17 protein-coding genes are annotated in these 14,782 nt (G+C 57.4%); 6 read left to right on the forward strand and 11 right to left on the reverse strand.

Features of this window, described 5'->3' with window-relative positions:
* Nucleotides 1–36 precede the first annotated feature (36 nt).
* Together C8N36_RS11010 and C8N36_RS11015 are read left to right on the forward strand one after the other, a co-directional pair.
* A complete protein-coding gene (locus C8N36_RS11010; RefSeq protein WP_097804650.1) occupies nucleotides 37–663 on the forward strand; it encodes a glutathione S-transferase family protein in 627 nt (208 codons plus the stop codon).
* Between the two features lie 5 nt (nucleotides 664–668).
* Nucleotides 669–1,343, forward strand: a complete 675-nt coding sequence (locus C8N36_RS11015) for a cupin domain-containing protein (RefSeq protein WP_097804649.1) — start codon at nucleotides 669–671, stop codon at nucleotides 1,341–1,343.
* Nucleotides 1,344–1,346: 3 nt separating this feature from the next.
* On the opposite strand, the gene C8N36_RS11020 is transcribed toward C8N36_RS11015, so the two are convergent.
* The 4 genes from C8N36_RS11020 to C8N36_RS11035 all read right to left on the reverse strand — a co-directional run bounded on the left by C8N36_RS11020 (nucleotide 1,347) and on the right by C8N36_RS11035 (nucleotide 4,268).
* Complete coding sequence (locus C8N36_RS11020) at nucleotides 1,347–1,931, reverse strand: HNH endonuclease (protein WP_097804648.1); 585 nt, start codon at nucleotides 1,929–1,931, stop codon at nucleotides 1,347–1,349.
* A gap of 362 nt (nucleotides 1,932–2,293) precedes the next feature.
* Entirely contained in the window at nucleotides 2,294–2,959 is a 666-nt protein-coding gene (locus C8N36_RS11025) for an alpha/beta hydrolase (RefSeq protein WP_097804647.1), read from the reverse strand.
* Nucleotides 2,956–3,597: a DNA-3-methyladenine glycosylase family protein gene (locus C8N36_RS11030; RefSeq protein ID WP_097804646.1), complete on the reverse strand. Its 642-nt coding sequence runs from the start codon at nucleotides 3,595–3,597 to the stop codon at nucleotides 2,956–2,958. Before C8N36_RS11030 ends, C8N36_RS11025 begins: the two co-directional genes overlap by 4 nt.
* Nucleotides 3,579–4,268, reverse strand: coding sequence for a precorrin-6A/cobalt-precorrin-6A reductase (locus C8N36_RS11035; RefSeq protein WP_097804645.1), 690 nt, complete (start codon nucleotides 4,266–4,268; stop codon nucleotides 3,579–3,581). The genes C8N36_RS11030 and C8N36_RS11035 overlap by 19 nt, the downstream gene beginning before the upstream one ends.
* Nucleotides 4,269–4,403: 135 nt before the next feature.
* On the opposite strand from C8N36_RS11035, the gene C8N36_RS11040 reads away from it, so the two are divergent.
* The gene (locus C8N36_RS11040) at nucleotides 4,404–5,687 is read left to right on the forward strand and encodes an MFS transporter (RefSeq protein WP_097804644.1); all 1,284 of its coding nucleotides are present in this window, start codon (nucleotides 4,404–4,406) and stop codon (nucleotides 5,685–5,687) included.
* 31 nt (nucleotides 5,688–5,718) lie between these two features.
* Here the strand turns inward: C8N36_RS11040 and C8N36_RS11045 are convergent, their stop codons facing one another.
* The 6 genes from C8N36_RS11045 to C8N36_RS11070 all read right to left on the reverse strand — a co-directional run bounded on the left by C8N36_RS11045 (nucleotide 5,719) and on the right by C8N36_RS11070 (nucleotide 11,950).
* A complete protein-coding gene (locus C8N36_RS11045) occupies nucleotides 5,719–6,501 on the reverse strand; it encodes a squalene/phytoene synthase family protein (protein WP_097804643.1) in 783 nt (260 codons plus the stop codon).
* Nucleotides 6,498–7,217 (reverse strand): class I SAM-dependent methyltransferase, encoded by a 720-nt coding sequence (locus tag C8N36_RS11050; RefSeq protein ID WP_170125853.1) that lies wholly within the window; start codon nucleotides 7,215–7,217, stop codon nucleotides 6,498–6,500. The genes C8N36_RS11045 and C8N36_RS11050 overlap by 4 nt, the downstream gene beginning before the upstream one ends.
* The gene (gene cimA, locus C8N36_RS11055) at nucleotides 7,217–8,833 is read right to left on the reverse strand and encodes a citramalate synthase (RefSeq protein WP_097804698.1); all 1,617 of its coding nucleotides are present in this window, start codon (nucleotides 8,831–8,833) and stop codon (nucleotides 7,217–7,219) included. Before cimA ends, C8N36_RS11050 begins: the two co-directional genes overlap by 1 nt.
* A gap of 129 nt (nucleotides 8,834–8,962) precedes the next feature.
* Entirely contained in the window at nucleotides 8,963–10,435 is a 1,473-nt protein-coding gene (gene cysS, locus C8N36_RS11060; RefSeq protein WP_097804641.1) for a cysteine--tRNA ligase, read from the reverse strand.
* Between the two features lie 201 nt (nucleotides 10,436–10,636).
* Nucleotides 10,637–11,518, reverse strand: coding sequence for a DMT family transporter (locus C8N36_RS11065; protein ID WP_097804640.1), 882 nt, complete (start codon nucleotides 11,516–11,518; stop codon nucleotides 10,637–10,639).
* A gap of 42 nt (nucleotides 11,519–11,560) precedes the next feature.
* Nucleotides 11,561–11,950 (reverse strand): VOC family protein, encoded by a 390-nt coding sequence (locus tag C8N36_RS11070; protein WP_097804639.1) that lies wholly within the window; start codon nucleotides 11,948–11,950, stop codon nucleotides 11,561–11,563.
* 84 nt (nucleotides 11,951–12,034) lie between these two features.
* Here C8N36_RS11070 and soxR point away from each other — a divergent pair, with 84 nt between their 5' ends.
* The 3 genes from soxR to C8N36_RS11085 are packed head-to-tail and all read left to right on the forward strand — an operon-like array spanning nucleotide 12,035 to nucleotide 13,538.
* Complete coding sequence (gene soxR / locus C8N36_RS11075) at nucleotides 12,035–12,508, forward strand: redox-sensitive transcriptional activator SoxR (protein ID WP_245910788.1); 474 nt, start codon at nucleotides 12,035–12,037, stop codon at nucleotides 12,506–12,508.
* A complete protein-coding gene (locus C8N36_RS11080; RefSeq protein WP_097804638.1) occupies nucleotides 12,505–12,849 on the forward strand; it encodes an MmcQ/YjbR family DNA-binding protein in 345 nt (114 codons plus the stop codon). The genes soxR and C8N36_RS11080 overlap by 4 nt, the downstream gene beginning before the upstream one ends.
* On the forward strand, nucleotides 12,846–13,538 hold the full coding sequence (locus tag C8N36_RS11085; RefSeq protein ID WP_097804637.1) for an alpha/beta hydrolase: 693 nt from the start codon (nucleotides 12,846–12,848) through the stop codon (nucleotides 13,536–13,538). The genes C8N36_RS11080 and C8N36_RS11085 overlap by 4 nt, the downstream gene beginning before the upstream one ends.
* A gap of 88 nt (nucleotides 13,539–13,626) precedes the next feature.
* Here C8N36_RS11085 and mltG read toward each other — a convergent pair whose 3' ends face one another.
* The gene (gene mltG, locus C8N36_RS11090; RefSeq protein WP_097804636.1) at nucleotides 13,627–14,778 is read right to left on the reverse strand and encodes an endolytic transglycosylase MltG; all 1,152 of its coding nucleotides are present in this window, start codon (nucleotides 14,776–14,778) and stop codon (nucleotides 13,627–13,629) included.
* Nucleotides 14,779–14,782 lie beyond the last annotated feature (4 nt).

The following is a 14,782-nucleotide window of genomic DNA, read 5'->3' on the forward strand; positions in this document are numbered from 1 at the left end:
ATCTACCTACCACTAGATAGGCTTGAGAGGCACACCATGAAGATTTACGAATTCCGAGGCTTTCCCAACCCTGCCCGCATCCGCATTGCTTTGGCCGAAAAGGATATGCTGGATCAGGCAGAGTTTATTTCGGTAAATGTACCGGACGGAGAGCACCAATCAGACGCCTTTCGCGCCAAGAACCCGTCTGCCACAGTCCCGATGCTTGAACTTGAAGATGGTACCTGCATTTCCGAATGCACCGCGATCACCGAATATCTCGACCATCTTGATGGTTCGCCAACCCTGACCGGATCGACACCCAGACAACGCGCCCGAATTCACATGATGCAGCGACGCGCCGAAGCCGGCCTGCTGGATGCCGTCGCCACCTACTTCCATCACGCGACACCGGGTTTGGGACCGGATGTCGAAGGGTATCAATGCCCGGACTGGGGCAACCATCAAAAAGAAACCGCCTTGACCGGAATGCGGTATCTGGATGGCGTATTGGAAAATCAACCTTGGCTGGCTGGCGACGATTTCTCGATGGCTGACATCACCGCTTTTGCCGGATTGATCTTTGCGGGGTTTGCACAGCTTGGCGTTCCCGACTCCTGTGCTAATTTAAGAAACTGGCAAGACCGCATGGCGCAGCGGCCATCGGTTGCAGCATTGGGATAACGGATATGAATATAAACGCAGACTTCGACAAACGCGCCTCGGCGCATGCAGCGGACACACCTTGGGTGGCCTCACCTATGGCAGGGGTTGACCGGCGCATGTTAGACCGGATCGGCGGCGAAGTGGCCCGCGCCACCACCATTGTCCGTTTTGCGCCCGGCAGCGCATTTTCCCCACATGTCCACACCGGCGGAGAAGAGTTTTTGGTGCTGGAGGGCGTCTTTCAGGATGAGCACGGGGATTTCCCCGTCGGCAGTTATATCCGCAACCCGCCGCAATCCTCTCATACGCCCGCAAGCGCACCGGGCTGTACGATCTTTGTCAAACTCTGGCAATTTGATTTGGCGGATCGCACCCATGTACGCACCGAAACAACCGATGGCGCTTACACACAGACAGCAAAGGGTGTTGAAACCCTGCCGCTCTTCCATGATGACCACGAAGACGTGGTGATGGAACGCTGGGCCCCCGGCGCACAGGTCACGCTGGATGCGCCAGACGGGTTAGAGGTTCTGGTACTGGACGGTGATTTTAACGAAGGCGGCGAAACCTTTGCCCCGCAAAGCTGGCTGCGGCTCCCGCAAGACGCATGTAGCACAGCCCAAGCAGGTCCGGATGGGGCCAAAGTCTGGATCAAACGCGGTCATTTGAAAACCACCCCCAGCGCCCCAAAGGTCTAAACCTCAGGCGTCCAGTTCCGCGTCCCAATACAAAAAATCTACCCAGCTTTCATGCAGATGGTTGGGTGGAAACCTCCGGCCCATGTTCATCAACTCGCCTGCTGCTGGTTGGCGCGGGATTTTGCGTAGGGCCAAATTGGTGTCGCGCAGGCTTTTGCAGCCCTTTCTCAGGTTGCACGGTGAACAGGCCGCCACAACGTTTTCCCAACTGGTCACCCCCCCAGCGGCGCGCGGCACCACGTGATCAAAGGTCAAATCACCTTTGGATCCACAGTACTGACACCTGAATTCATCCCGCAAAAAAAGATTAAAGCGCGTGAAGGCCACGCGCTTTCTAGGTTTGATATAGTCTTTGAGAACAACAACGCTGGGAATTTTAAGCGTCATACTGGGACTTCGGACCACTTGGTCATATTCGGCGACAATGTCTACCCGGTCCAAAAATGCAGCCTTAACAGCATCCTGCCATGACCAAAGACTGAGCGGATAATAGGACAAGGGCCTGTAATCCGCGTTCAACACCAGTGCCGGATTGTGCCGAAGCGCGCCCGGTTCTCTTACAAACTCTGCCTTAAAATCACCGTCCATTTGGGACTCTTCCCTCGCCGTGTCAGCTTGCTAAAAGCGACCGGGACGGGAGCGCCGCCCCAACCTTGAAAACCACTATATCTCGTGTTTGCCTTAGGGCAAGTCCCGCAATATGAAGTGGTCGCACCCAAGGTTACACTCTGAGGTGACAGCTGTGTGACTTTATCTCGGGAATTCGCGCACTATCCGTCAAAGCCTGCCGTTTACGTCTGGCCCTGCCCAAAGCTTGGGCAGACAGACCAGACCTGTGACCGGTTTGTCCAGAGAGCCCCAAAGCAGGTTGAGCGAATAGAGCTGGCGGAATAAAAAACGCCGCACTCTTCGGCGCGGCGTTTTCATAACTTACAAGTGTTTAAACCGCTTTAGAAGCCACATTTGTCGCGCAAGAAGGCCAGCGAAACAGACAGACCATCTTGGGCAATGCCATGGGCCGTGCCTTCTTGAATGTGCGCAAACACCTCTTTGAAACCAGCGTTTTGCAGACCTTCGGCGGCTTCGGGCAGCGATTGCACCGGCACCACGTCATCTTGATCGCCATGCACCAACAAAACCGGCATTTTGCTAACCACTTCATCAGCAAGGGTTTCGGGTTGCAACAAACGACCGGAAAAGGCGACAAGTCCGGCAACCGGGTCTTCACGGCGCGGGGCGACATGCAGCGCCATCATTGTGCCTTGGCTAAAGCCAAAGATCGCAACCTGTTCGGGCAGCAGATCTTCGTCAACCATCAAGGCATCCAAAAACGCGTTCACGTCTTCAACCGCGCGGTTCATGCCGGCCATGCTTTCTTCTTCGGATGATCCATCGATCCATGGGATCGGGAACCACTGAAACCCCATGGGTGCACCGGCGCAATCTTCGGGCGCATCAGGTGCCATAAACATCGTGTCCGGCAGGTGTTCACCCAACGGATCGGCCAGCCCCAGCAGGTCTGCGCCATTGGCCCCGTAGCCGTGCAGAAACACGACACAAGAGCGTGTCTCGCCCGATACTGGCGCGCGGCGCTCTGCTTTTAGAACTCGTGTCATGTAATGCCCTCTCGATCCTTTGCAACATGGTAGTAGGCAAAGAGAGTGCGGGCCGCAACCGCTCTCCACGGGCTCCAGGCTTCGGCCATTTGGCGCAGGGCGCGTTCTTTGGGACGCTCGGGCAGATCAAACAGAACACGCGCCGCTTCTTGCAAGGCAAGATCACCGGGCGCAAAGACATCCGCGCGGCCCAAGCTGAACATGCAATAGATTTCCGCGGTCCAAACGCCGATGCCCTTGACGGCCACCAAGGTCTTGATGATTTCCGCGTCGGGCATCTTGCGCAGCGCGGCATAGTCGATCTGCGCGTCGGCCAAAGCCAAGGCATAAGTCGCCTTTTGCCGCGACAGGCCCAAGGTGCGCAGGCTTTCTTCGGATTGCGATGCCACAGCTTCGGGGGTCACCATACCGGCAGCCTCAAGCCGCCCCCAGATCGCCCGCGCCGAGGCCACACTGACCTGCTGGCTGATGATCGCGCTGAGCAATTGCCCGAACCCGTCTTCGCGCAGCCGCAACGGCAAGGGGCCTGTCGCTGCCAAGGCCTGTGCAAACCGTGGATCTTGAGCCGCCAGCCAAGCCGCGCCCTCGGATACGCAGGCGTCCGACGTGATGATCCGCCCTATATCTGGTCCAGCCATCTGAGTGCCTCCTGTATGGTTCCAACCCGAGCGCCGCCGGGCCACGGGCTGCGTGCCACCATGGCCACGCGCAACCCCAGATCGCGTGCTGCATCCAGTTTGGGGCGCCCGCCCGGCCCACCTGCATTGCGCAGCAACAGCCAATCAATCCGTTCCTTGCGCAAAAAACGCTGTTCTTGCGCCCGATGAAAAGGCCCCCGTGCATCAATGAACCGTCCGTATTTCAGCGGAAAATTCCCATCATCTGGACGCAATCGGCGTGCCAGAACATGCGCGTTCAGCGCCGCCAGTTTGGGCAAGCCACCCCGCCCCAAGGTCGTCAAAACCCGCGCGCCGGGCTCAATCACCTGCGCCGCGTCGGCCTCCAGGCGTAAAAACGTCCAGCGGTCATTTCGGCCCGCGCTCCAACCCCGGCGCTGCACCTGCAGACATGGCACCCCTGCCCGCCGCGCCGCGGCAACCCCGAGGCAGGCCGCGCGCGCATCACATGGATGCGGGGCCACAACAACCGCTGCCGCCGCCGCTGGAACCTGAATGTCGCCCGTTTGAACCGGACAGGGCCAGGCACGCGGAACCCGCTCGGCTTCGGGAAGCCAAACCACGGCCTCGGGCAAGGCCCGCGCCAACCGCCACGCTTCAGCCGACCCACCTATGATGAATACTGTGTGCATGCGCCCTTGATAGCCATGCCCCGCGCAAAACCCAAGCCGGTGCTTTGCGCCGATCCCCCTCCGCGGCAATCACATCCCTTTGAAACATATATTCAGGTCTTGTGATGAACGTCACATCCCCTTACCCATTCCCGAATGACCCAAGTTGATGATACCCGCGCCCGCCGCAATGTAACCGTTCTCGTATTGGCTCAGGCCATTTTGGGTGCGCAAATGCCGATGATTTTTACCATCGGCGGTTTGGCCGGTTTGCAGCTGGCCCCGAACCCCTGTTTTGCCACGCTGCCAATCTCGTTGATTGTGCTTGGCTCTATGCTGGCGGCCACGCCGGTTTCCAGCTTTATGCAAAGCCACGGACGCAAAGCCGGATTCTTGCTTGGGGCCTTTATGGGCGCTTTGGGGGCTGCCATCGCCGCCTTTGGTCTCTACCAAGCCAATTTCGCCATCTTCTTGATGGGCAGCTTGGTCACAGGTGTCTATATGTCGGCGCAGGGCTTTTACCGCTTTGCGGCTGCGGACACCGCCTCGGACGAATTTCGCCCAAAAGCGATTTCCTATGTGATGGCGGGCGGCTTGCTGGCGGCTGTGATCGGGCCGCAGCTTGGTAACTTTTCATCACTGGCCTTTGGCCCGATCCCGTTTTTTGGCACCTACCTGATGGTTGCTATCCTCAACACCGTCGGGGCCGGGTTGTTCTTCTTTCTCGATATCCCCAAGCCGCCCGCGCCAACTGCGGATTCGCCAAAAGGCCGGACGCGGATGGAAATGCTGCGCACGCCGCGTATCGCTGTGGCGATCATTGCAGCTATGGTGTCCTACGCGTTGATGAACCTTGTGATGACCTCAACGCCTTTGGCGGTCGTGGGATGTGGATTGTCTGGCGACACCGAAGTGCCAGACTATATCAGCAATCTGGTCCCCGCAGGCACATTGCGCGAACAGTTCCAATTCATCGCCGGTTATGTTGTCACCGCCCACGTGTTGGCCATGTTTGCCCCTAGTTTCTTTACCGGTCATTTGATCGCCAAATTCGGCGTCGAAAAAGTGATTGCGGCAGGTTTGGTCATCTTGGGCGCGGCCGGTCTGGTCGCCTTGCAAGGGGTTGAGCTGGAAAACTTCTTTATCGCACTGGTCCTGCTAGGAATTGGCTGGAACTTCGGCTTTATCGGGGCCACGGCCATGTTGGCAGGATCGCATGCGCCAGAAGAACGTGGCCGCCTGCAAGGTATGAACGATCTTATCGTCTTTGGCGGCGTGACCTTTGCCTCGCTCAGCTCAGGCGGATTGATGAATTGCTCCGGCGGATCTGCCCAGCAAGGCTGGGCTGCTGTCAATATCGCCATGGTGCCGTTTTTGGCCTTGGCCGGGGCTGCGCTGATCTGGCTGGTCTTGCGCCCTAAGGATTTGAACGAGGCCTAAGGCCTCATCGCGCGCCTTTGGATCACAAGTCTTAGGTCGCTAACAATCGCCAATGTCTGGAAAATTCGCTAAGTTGCAAGCGACCTTCGGCAACACAATTGGGGTCACGAACAATCTGCTGCAGCAAGGGTTTTGCCTGCCAAAACTCTTGCACTGCCGCCCCTGCCGGCCCCATAGCGCGCTTTAAGCGCCGCAAGGACCGGTGTTTGGCCAAACTGTCCAGTTGCGCAGTTGCCATCGCCACCAATGCTTCGGGCCGGCCATCTGGCAAAGGCAGTTTCCCGCGTGTTTCAAGTTCCGGTACAGCTTGCAAGTAGCGCACAAATCCGGCCGCACGTCCCCAATACATGATTTCTGGAAACACCGCTTTCGGCGCACCCAAGGCATCGGCAGCTTGAACAGCTAGAAATCCGGCGGTCTGGTCCAGATAGCTGTCCAACGCATCCGCATCCGCAAAAGGGGCTTTTTCAAGATCCAATTCACGGGCGCGGGTCAAATCCCTAAGGCGGCGCAAATCTTGCCCCTGCAAGACCAAGGCCAATGGCGTCACCACTTCGTGGCGGCGCACCATGCCGCCAGCTTCGATCTCATCCAAAGTGTCCAGCCACCATTGCAGCCGCATCTGGGCGATGATCGGCTCTTTGCTGGCCCATGCGGCGCGGGACACTTCGATGTTAAACGCATAAATCGGGAACAGCACTGCGCGGGCAGAAACCGGCACGGCCATCGCAGCGGCAAACCGGTCCGCATCGCCTTTTTGCACCAGCGACGCGCAGGCCACCAGATCGGGGTTGTCGGTAAAGGGATCGCTCATGTTTCTCTCACTGCCACAATCTGCGCATAGCCGAATTGCCGTTTGTATTTGCGCCAAAGCGCAGATTCCGCTTCGGCCTCATCCAGCACTTTGGTCAGCTCTGCTCCGGCATCAAGGCGCAAGAGTTTCACTCGCGCGTCCATCGGGGTGTAATAAGCCTCCCACGCAGCATCAGACACCGCAGAGCAAGACACCAGCCTATAACCGGCTGCGCGGACCTTGTCCTCAAGCTCACAGACATGGGCAATCGCCGCATAGTCGATCAGGCATTGTTTGTGTAGCTCCGGATCGGGATCTTGTGTCAGAAACACCAGCTCGGAAAAAATCAATGCCCCGCCGGGGGCAAGCCGCTTGTGCATTTCTGCAAGCGCTGTCTCGATCCCGAGGAAATACAAGGCCCCAGCCGACCAGATCAGATCAAACGGTCCTTCAGCGTCCAGCATGTTACCGAACAAGGCGGTCACGCGCGGATCATCGCCCCACCGCGCCCGAACCTGTGCGATGAAATGTTCTTGGCCATCGATCGCCGTCAACTGCGCGTCTGGGGCATGATCCAGCAGACCTTCGATATCTGCCCCCGGCCCGCATCCGGCGTCCAGGATACGCGGTGCATCGGGCAAGGTGACTTGCGCCAAAGCGGCATCCAGCTCAGCCCGATTTCCCGGCCCTTCGCGCGGCAAATCGCGGTGCAATGTAAAGAACGGAGAGGCCGCCATCAGCAGGCCCCGTCGCGGATCAGCTTCCACCGGACCGCATCCAGCAGCGCCTCGAACGAGGCATCTACGATGTTGGCACTGACGCCCACCGTTGACCATCGCTGGCCGTTTTTGTCTTCGCTATCGATAATGACACGGGTCACCGCCTCTGTGCCACCTTGGGTGATGCGCACTTTGAAATCGACCAAGCGCAGGTCATTGATCATCTCTTGGTAGGGACCAAGATCCTTGGCCAGTGCCCGCGCCAAAGCGTTCACCGGACCGCGGTCCGACCCGAATTCATCCATGCTTTCGCTGACGGACAGCTTTTTCTCGTCGCCGATTTTGACCACAACAACCGCTTCGGACAGCGATACCATCTGGTTGTACTTGTTCTTGCGGCGTTCAATCGTGACGCGGTAGCGTTTGACCTCGAACAGATCCGGCATCCGGCCCAGAACTTCACGTGCCAAAAGCTCAAACGACGCCTGTGCGGTGTCATAGGAATACCCCATGGCCTCGCGCTCTTTGACCTTATCCAAAATCAGGCTGAGGCCCGGATGGTCTTTTGGAACCTCAAGGCCTGCCTCGGCCAGACGTTTGCGCAGGTTGGACTGCCCTGCCTGATTTGACATCGGCACAATGCGGCGATTGCCAACGATACGAGGGTCAATATGTTCATAAGTGGTCGGGTTTTTCAAAATGGCACTGGCATGCAGTCCGGCCTTATGGGCAAAGGCCGATGCCCCGACATAGGCTGCCTGTTTCATCGGCACCCGATTGAGGATTTCATCCAGCATTCGGCTGACCCGCGTCAGGCTTTCCAGCGTCTCGCGTTTCACACCGATATCATAACGCGACGCATAGGGTTCCTTGAGCAGCAAGGTCGGGATCAACGTGGTCAGATTGGCGTTGCCGCAGCGCTCACCCAGCCCGTTCAGGGTGCCTTGGATCTGGCGCGCACCGGCATCAACAGCGGCAAGGCTACATGCCACGGCGTTTTCGGTATCATTATGGGTGTGAATACCCAGTTTCGACCCCGGAATGCCCGCTGTGATCACGGCGCGGGTGATTTCACCAACTTCATGCGGCAAAGTCCCGCCATTGGTGTCACACAGCACAATCCAGCGTGCACCTGCATCCAGCGCCGCCCTAAGCGCTTGAATTGCATAGTCCGGGTTGCCCTTGTAGCCGTCAAAGAAATGCTCGGCGTCATACAGCGCCTCGCGGCCCTGAGATACGATATGGGCAATCGAGGCGCGGATGTTTTCAAGATTTTCTTCAAGCGTGATGCCCAGCGCCGTGGTGACGTGAAAATCATGGCTTTTGCCAACCAGACAGACCGCTGCAGTGCCCGCATTCAACACAGCTGCCAGCACGTCATCATTTTCAGCAGAGCGTCCGGCGCGTTTGGTCATGCCAAAGGCCGTCATCTGCGCGCGGGTCTTGGGCACATCGTCAAAAAAGGCGCTGTCGGTGGGGTTCGCCCCCGGCCAGCCGCCTTCGATATAATCTACGCCCAAATCGTCCAGCGCAGCGGCGATCCGCAGCTTTTCTTCGGTCGAGAATTGCACACCTTGGGTTTGCTGGCCATCGCGTAGGGTGGTGTCGTAGAGGTAGAGCTTTTCACGTGTCATGATTTTTCTCCTGCCCACCGGAACTGGTTCGCCCGGCGGCACCGCCGGGCAGCGCCCGACCGCCCCCATGGGCGGGCGCTTCTTGCCCACCCGCAGCCAAGCCCTGTCTTACATTCCAGAACGCCCCCATTACAGCCCCTCCAACTTGGCCGCATCGAAATTTGGACCCGACACCAGCTCTACGCCGGCTTTGGACATCCGTACTTCGACCCCTGCGTCAATCAAGGCGGTTTTCAACCGGTCGACTTGGGAGAAATCCTTGGTTTCCATGGCTTCGGCTCTAAGCTTCTCCAATTCAAATACCAGTTCTTCCAAGGCGCGGCTCGTATTGTTTCCAACCCAACCACCGTCCAAGGTTGAAAAATCAAACCCTAAGAACAAAAGTGACGCGAGCAATTCATCAAATCTCTTTGCCTTGGCCAAACTGTACAAAACGGTAATTGCTTTGGAGGTGTTTAGATCATCAGCTAGGGCTTCTAAAAATTCGACAGGAATGTCTTTTGCAGGTTCCATGTTAACTGTTTGGCTTACAAAACTGTCCAAAGTGCTATTAGCATGCTGAGCCTTTTTCTCAGTCCAATCCATCGGTTTGCGGTAGTGCGTCGACAGCATCACAAAGCGGATCACTTCGCCCGGAATGCCCTGATCCAACAAATCGCGGACGGTAAAGAAGTTGCCCAGCGACTTGGACATCTTCTTGCCCTCGACCTGCAACATCTCGTTGTGCAGCCAGACATTGGCGAAACCAACTTCGTTCGCGTTGTCGCTGTGGGCGCAGCAGCTTTGGGCAATTTCATTTTCATGGTGAGGAAAAGTCAGATCATTGCCACCGCCATGAATGTCAAATTCATGTGGCCGGGCCAAGGCGGCATCAGACAAGCGGCCCTGCTTCAACGGTTTTTTCCAAAGCAAATCATCCGCCATAGCGGAACATTCGATATGCCAACCCGGGCGGCCCCTGCCCCAAGGGGACGGCCAGCCCGGCAGGTCATCCGTGGACGGCTTCCATAGCACAAAATCCATCGGGTCTTCCTTGAACGGGGCCACTTCGACCCGCGCGCCAGCAATCATGTCATCAACAGACCGGCCTGACAGCTGACCATAATCCTTGTAAGACCGGACGCGGAACAGAACATGGCCCTTTGCCTCATAGGCATGCCCCTTGGCGATGAGGTCGGCAATCATTGTAACCATCTGATCGATATATTCGGTAGCACGCGGTTCATGGTCCGGGCGCGCCGCCCCTAGTGCATCCATATCCTGATGATACCAGTCAATGGTCTCGCTTGAACGTTCATGCACCAGTTCTTCGAGTGTGCCTTGCGCGCCTGCCTCTTTCCGCGCCATCGCCGTTGCGTTGATTTTGTCGTCCACATCGGTGAAATTGCGCACATAGGTCACATGATCCGCGCCATAGACGTGGCGCAGCAGACGTTGCAAAACATCAAAGACCAGAACCGGACGGGCATTGCCCAAATGCGCACGGTCATAGACCGTCGGTCCACACAAATAGAGCCGCACATTTTTCGGATCAATCGGAACAAAGCGTTCCTTTTTGCGTGTCTTGCTGTTGGTCAGAAAAATCGGGTTCTGAGTGTCCATGGCTCACGTCCTTAACAGGGGTCGCGGCGGGCTTACCAACTTCGGCTCGGATTTGGAATAGAAGCTTCGCACCAAGATTGCCGGCCCGCCAAAATCGGGCCCATCCAGCGGAAGGGTGCCCGACGATGTCAGGTGATAATACAGCAGGTCTGAATGGCTGTTTGCTTCATTAGGTGAGTGTGGCGCAGGCGCGCGCGCCGGTCAAGGCCGCGCAGGACGAAAGCTGACCAAAACCGCAGCGCAGGTGATCGCCAATGCCCCAAGCAGCCCCAAAGGCCCGGGCACTGCTGCAAAAATCACAACATCAAAGCCAAGCGCCCAAACCAGTCCGGTAAAATCAAACGGAGCCAAGGCACTAACCGGTGCCCGCGCCGTTGCCTCATTGGCGGCGATATGGCCGATCCCTCCAGCCAGACCCGCCAAGATCAGCCAGCCCATGGTGCCCCCAGATAAAGGGGCCCAGCCAAACGGCAGGCTTGCGGCCCCAACGGCGGCAGAAACGACGGCGAAATAGAACGCAATAGTCGTGCTGCTTTCGGTCACAGTCATGCGTTTGGTATGCACCCTGACAAAACCCATGGTCAGCGCATAGGCCAGCCCTGCCCCGATTCCGATCAGTGTCCCGTCTCCGGCCAGACCCAGCGCGTCCCACAGCAGTGCAATCACCCCCGCAAATCCAAGACCAACGGCCAAGACTATGGCTCGGGTCAACTTTTCGCCCAACATCAACGCCGCCAAGGGCAAGGACAAAACCGGTGCCAGATAGGCCAGCGCCTGCGCATTGGCGACCGGCAGGTAGGCCAGTGACAAGAAGGACATCGCCATGGAAAACGCACCCAGAAGGCTGCGGGTGATATGCAGTCCGGGGCGCTTGCTGCGCAGCCCCTGCGGAAAATCCCCCAGCCACGCCATATAGACCACGATTGGGACCAAGGCCAAAGCCGAGCGCCAAAAGATGATCTGACCAACCGGCGCGTGTTGGGCAGCGCCATGCACAGCCGCAGACATGACCGTCATCAGGAACGCAGCCAGCAGCCGCAGCCCGATACCCTTGTGAAACTCGGAAACTGTTATCGCAAACATGTGGTCAGAGGTCTCACATCTGCACCTCTGACCACAAGCCCCTTATGAGGCGCGGTCGTATTCGACCAATTCGTATTCAACCCCATCAGGGCCATCAAAATAGAACCGCCGTCCCGGTTCATAATCGCCATGATTGTGCGGGACATACCCCAAGGCAACAACGCTTTTTTCTGCCCCGTCCAGATCATCAACCACAAGACCGATGTGGTTCATCGCACCTTCGTGGTCATAGCGCGGCGCACGCCCTTTCAGCGCGGGTTTGGGGCTATACAGAGCCAAATAGCTGTCGTCGCCGCCAACATGCACGGTGTACCCGTCATTGAGCGCCTTGCCCTCCCAGCGGGTCTTCCAACCAAACAAGGTTTGCAAGAATTGAGCGGTGGCTTTGGCATCGGGAACGGTAAAATTGATATGTTCGAGTTTGGCTTGCATCTGTTTTCTCCTAATGTGTGATGGCTTTAATCTAATGGCTCAAGTACACTTGAGGGCAAACTATAAGAAACGTTTGGAAACAATATGATGAAGGCGCGGGATTTAACAATTGGTGATGTGGCCGACCGAACAGGACTGGCCCCGTCGGCAATTCGACACTACGAATCCGAAGGCTTGGTGCATCCCTACCGGACAGATAGTGGCCAGCGCCGGTTTGTGCGGACAGACATCCGGCGTCTGTCGTTTATCCTGATCGCGCAGCAAATGGGCTTTACCCTATCCGAAATCCGCGAACAGCTGGCCCCGCTGCCCAAAACACGCGGTCCGAACAAATCGGATTGGACGCGAATGTCGCGGCGGTTTGCACGGGTGATTGATCAGCGCCTTGCCATGATGCAGCGGCTGCGCAACCGTCTGGATGGGTGTATCGGATGCGGATGCCTGTCGCTGGACAGCTGCCACCTGTATAACAACGACGACCGCGCGGCAAAAACCGGCACCGGCCCGCGTCTGGTGATCCAAGACAATTTGGACGGCAACGCAGGAGTGGAAAAATGAACCGGGACCTTGTGAATGAAATTTGCAGCGCATTGCCCGGCGCGGTGAATTCCGATCCGTGGGGCGGCGGGCACGATGCGTGGAAAGTCGGCGACAAGATGTTCGCCAGTATCGGCGTGAAAAATGATGGCGTTTCAGTCAAAACCCCCTCGGTCGAAGATGCGCAACTGCTGATCGACTTGGGGCGCGGCGTCAGAGCCCCATATTTTCACCGCAGCTGGCTGCGACTGGATTGGACACAGGTGCCCGAAGATGAACTTAGGGACCGGATAGAAACCTCTTACAAGATCATCTTTTCTGGGCTGACCAAGAAAAAGCAGCTTAAGATTTCCGGGCAATGACACCGCTCTACCTGCACGGATTGCCAGGTTCGGCGGCGGAACTGGCCCTTGGTGGGTGCGATTGGAGTGTGTTGGACCGCAGCGCCCCCAGCTTTGCGCAAATGGCCCTAGGCCTGCCGTCTGGCCCTTTACATTTGATCGGGTTTTCATTGGGGGCTGCCTGCGCCTTGCGGTTGGCAGCCCTCTCTCCGGATAAGGTCGCAAAACTGACTTTGATTTCGGCCGCTGCACCGCTTGAGCTGGGTGATTTTTTGCCTGATATGGCCGGGGCTTCGGTGTTTCGCGCCGCGCGTTCACACAGCCAACTGTCCGCCCTCACGTCGGTTCAATCCACTCTAAGCCGGTTGTCATCCGGCTTGATGGCTCGCATGCTCGCGCGCGGATGTTCTCCGCGAGAAGCGGCGTTGATCACCAGTGCGCCAGTTTACCGAGCCATGCATGAAGGCCTGACCAAACACAAAGGTACATACCTACGTGAATTGCCCGCCTATGTCAGACCATGGGCCAACCATCTGCCCTACGTTCAGTGTCCGGTACATCTCATACATGGTCAACAGGACACGTGGGCCCCGCTGGCCATGGCCCATGCATTTAAAAGCGCCCTACCCGACGCACAGCTGGAAGTATTGGATACCGCCGGGCACTTTGGAACTCTGCGGCATGTTTTATCAGCTATTCAAAACGACTGAGATTCGCCGGATCCCAAATTTCACAAATGAAATTTGCACACTCCGGTCATGTAGGTCGGGCGACGCGCTGACACGTCGCCCGTTGCTGTTAGTTTGCCCGCTCAAGCGCCCGATACGCCGCGACATTGCGGTTATGATCTTCGAGTGTTTCTGCAAAATTATGCCCATCGCGAGGATCAAGCGTTTTAGCCACAAAGAAGATGAAGTCGCTATCCACAGGATTGAGCGCCGCTTCAATGCTTGCGCGGCCGGGATTTGCAATTGGCGTCGGTGGCAAAGCCGGAATGACATAGGTGTTATAGGCCGTGGCCTTGCGCAATTCTGACTGCCGCAATCCACGCCCCAACACGCCTACGCCTTTGGTGATGCCATAGATGACCGTCGGGTCGGTTTGCAGGCGCATACCGCGATCCAGACGGTTGACGAACACACTGGCAACCAGTTCGCGTTCTTCGTCGCCGCCGGTTTCCTTTTCCACGATAGACGCCATCACCAAGGCCTCTTCAGGCGTTTTATAAGGAAGACCATCAGCCCGGTCCCCCCATGCCTGTGCCAAGATCAGCTCTTGTGCATCTTGCATACGTCCAAGCACGCTGGCACGAGTGTCGCCCGGCGAAAACTCATAGCTGTCGGGGGCCAAAGCCCCTTCCGGAGGCAGGTCGGCATCGCCTTTCAGCAAATCCACGCTTTTGAGCGCATCAAGCACCTGCCAGCTGGTCACACCCTCGGCCAAAGCAATTCGATAGCGGGTGTCGGATTTGTCCAAAACCGCAGTGTAGGCTGCAGGCGCATCCCCCTCTGCCGGATTGAAATTCGCTTTTTCTTCATACCGGCCAGAAGTTGGATCAATTTCGCGCACCTGCACAAGCGAGCGGGTCACCCCGATACGAAACACCACTTCGGTACCGCAGGTTGAGGCCCCGCCCCGCGTGATGACATCGGTGATCTTTGACATCGAGGCCCCTTCGGGAACAAGATAGCTCCCCGCCTTTAGGGCTTGGGTTTTCTTGGTGTAATCGGCACCAATACGGAACAAGGCCCCGCTGCTGATCGCGCCTTGGTCCTCCAGATCCAGCGAAACTTTGCGCATTGTGGTGCCGCGCGGCACCTCAACACAAATCGCCTGACTCAAAGGGCCATCTGCGCTGTACTGGTTTTGCCCCCAGATCAATACGCCGGCAAGGACGAAGATCGCGACGACCAAAAAGGTCAACGCGTTCGAAGCAAGGCTGCGCCACATCTGA

The sequence above is a fragment of the Pelagimonas varians genome, assembly GCF_003208435.1.
In the GTDB taxonomy this organism is placed as follows: domain Bacteria; phylum Pseudomonadota; class Alphaproteobacteria; order Rhodobacterales; family Rhodobacteraceae; genus Pelagimonas; species Pelagimonas varians.

Excerpts from the sequence above, each read along its gene's own strand:
- C8N36_RS11010 (WP_097804650.1), top strand. The coding sequence starts at position 37 with ATGAAGATTTACGAATTCCGAGGCTTTCCCAACCCTGCCCGCATCCGC.
- C8N36_RS11015 (WP_097804649.1), top strand. The coding sequence starts at position 669 with ATGAATATAAACGCAGACTTCGACAAACGCGCCTCGGCGCATGCAGCG.
- C8N36_RS11020 (WP_097804648.1), bottom strand. The coding sequence starts at position 1,931 with ATGGACGGTGATTTTAAGGCAGAGTTTGTAAGAGAACCGGGCGCGCTT.
- C8N36_RS11025 (WP_097804647.1), bottom strand. The coding sequence starts at position 2,959 with ATGACACGAGTTCTAAAAGCAGAGCGCCGCGCGCCAGTATCGGGCGAG.
- C8N36_RS11030 (WP_097804646.1), bottom strand. The coding sequence starts at position 3,597 with ATGGCTGGACCAGATATAGGGCGGATCATCACGTCGGACGCCTGCGTA.
- C8N36_RS11035 (WP_097804645.1), bottom strand. The coding sequence starts at position 4,268 with ATGCACACAGTATTCATCATAGGTGGGTCGGCTGAAGCGTGGCGGTTG.
- C8N36_RS11040 (WP_097804644.1), top strand. The coding sequence starts at position 4,404 with ATGACCCAAGTTGATGATACCCGCGCCCGCCGCAATGTAACCGTTCTC.
- C8N36_RS11045 (WP_097804643.1), bottom strand. The coding sequence starts at position 6,501 with ATGAGCGATCCCTTTACCGACAACCCCGATCTGGTGGCCTGCGCGTCG.
- C8N36_RS11050 (WP_170125853.1), bottom strand. The coding sequence starts at position 7,217 with ATGGCGGCCTCTCCGTTCTTTACATTGCACCGCGATTTGCCGCGCGAA.
- cimA (WP_097804698.1), bottom strand. The coding sequence starts at position 8,833 with ATGACACGTGAAAAGCTCTACCTCTACGACACCACCCTACGCGATGGC.
- cysS (WP_097804641.1), bottom strand. The coding sequence starts at position 10,435 with ATGGACACTCAGAACCCGATTTTTCTGACCAACAGCAAGACACGCAAA.
- C8N36_RS11065 (WP_097804640.1), bottom strand. The coding sequence starts at position 11,518 with ATGTTTGCGATAACAGTTTCCGAGTTTCACAAGGGTATCGGGCTGCGG.
- C8N36_RS11070 (WP_097804639.1), bottom strand. The coding sequence starts at position 11,950 with ATGCAAGCCAAACTCGAACATATCAATTTTACCGTTCCCGATGCCAAA.
- soxR (WP_245910788.1), top strand. The coding sequence starts at position 12,035 with ATGATGAAGGCGCGGGATTTAACAATTGGTGATGTGGCCGACCGAACA.
- C8N36_RS11080 (WP_097804638.1), top strand. The coding sequence starts at position 12,505 with ATGAACCGGGACCTTGTGAATGAAATTTGCAGCGCATTGCCCGGCGCG.
- C8N36_RS11085 (WP_097804637.1), top strand. The coding sequence starts at position 12,846 with ATGACACCGCTCTACCTGCACGGATTGCCAGGTTCGGCGGCGGAACTG.
- mltG (WP_097804636.1), bottom strand. The coding sequence starts at position 14,778 with ATGTGGCGCAGCCTTGCTTCGAACGCGTTGACCTTTTTGGTCGTCGCG.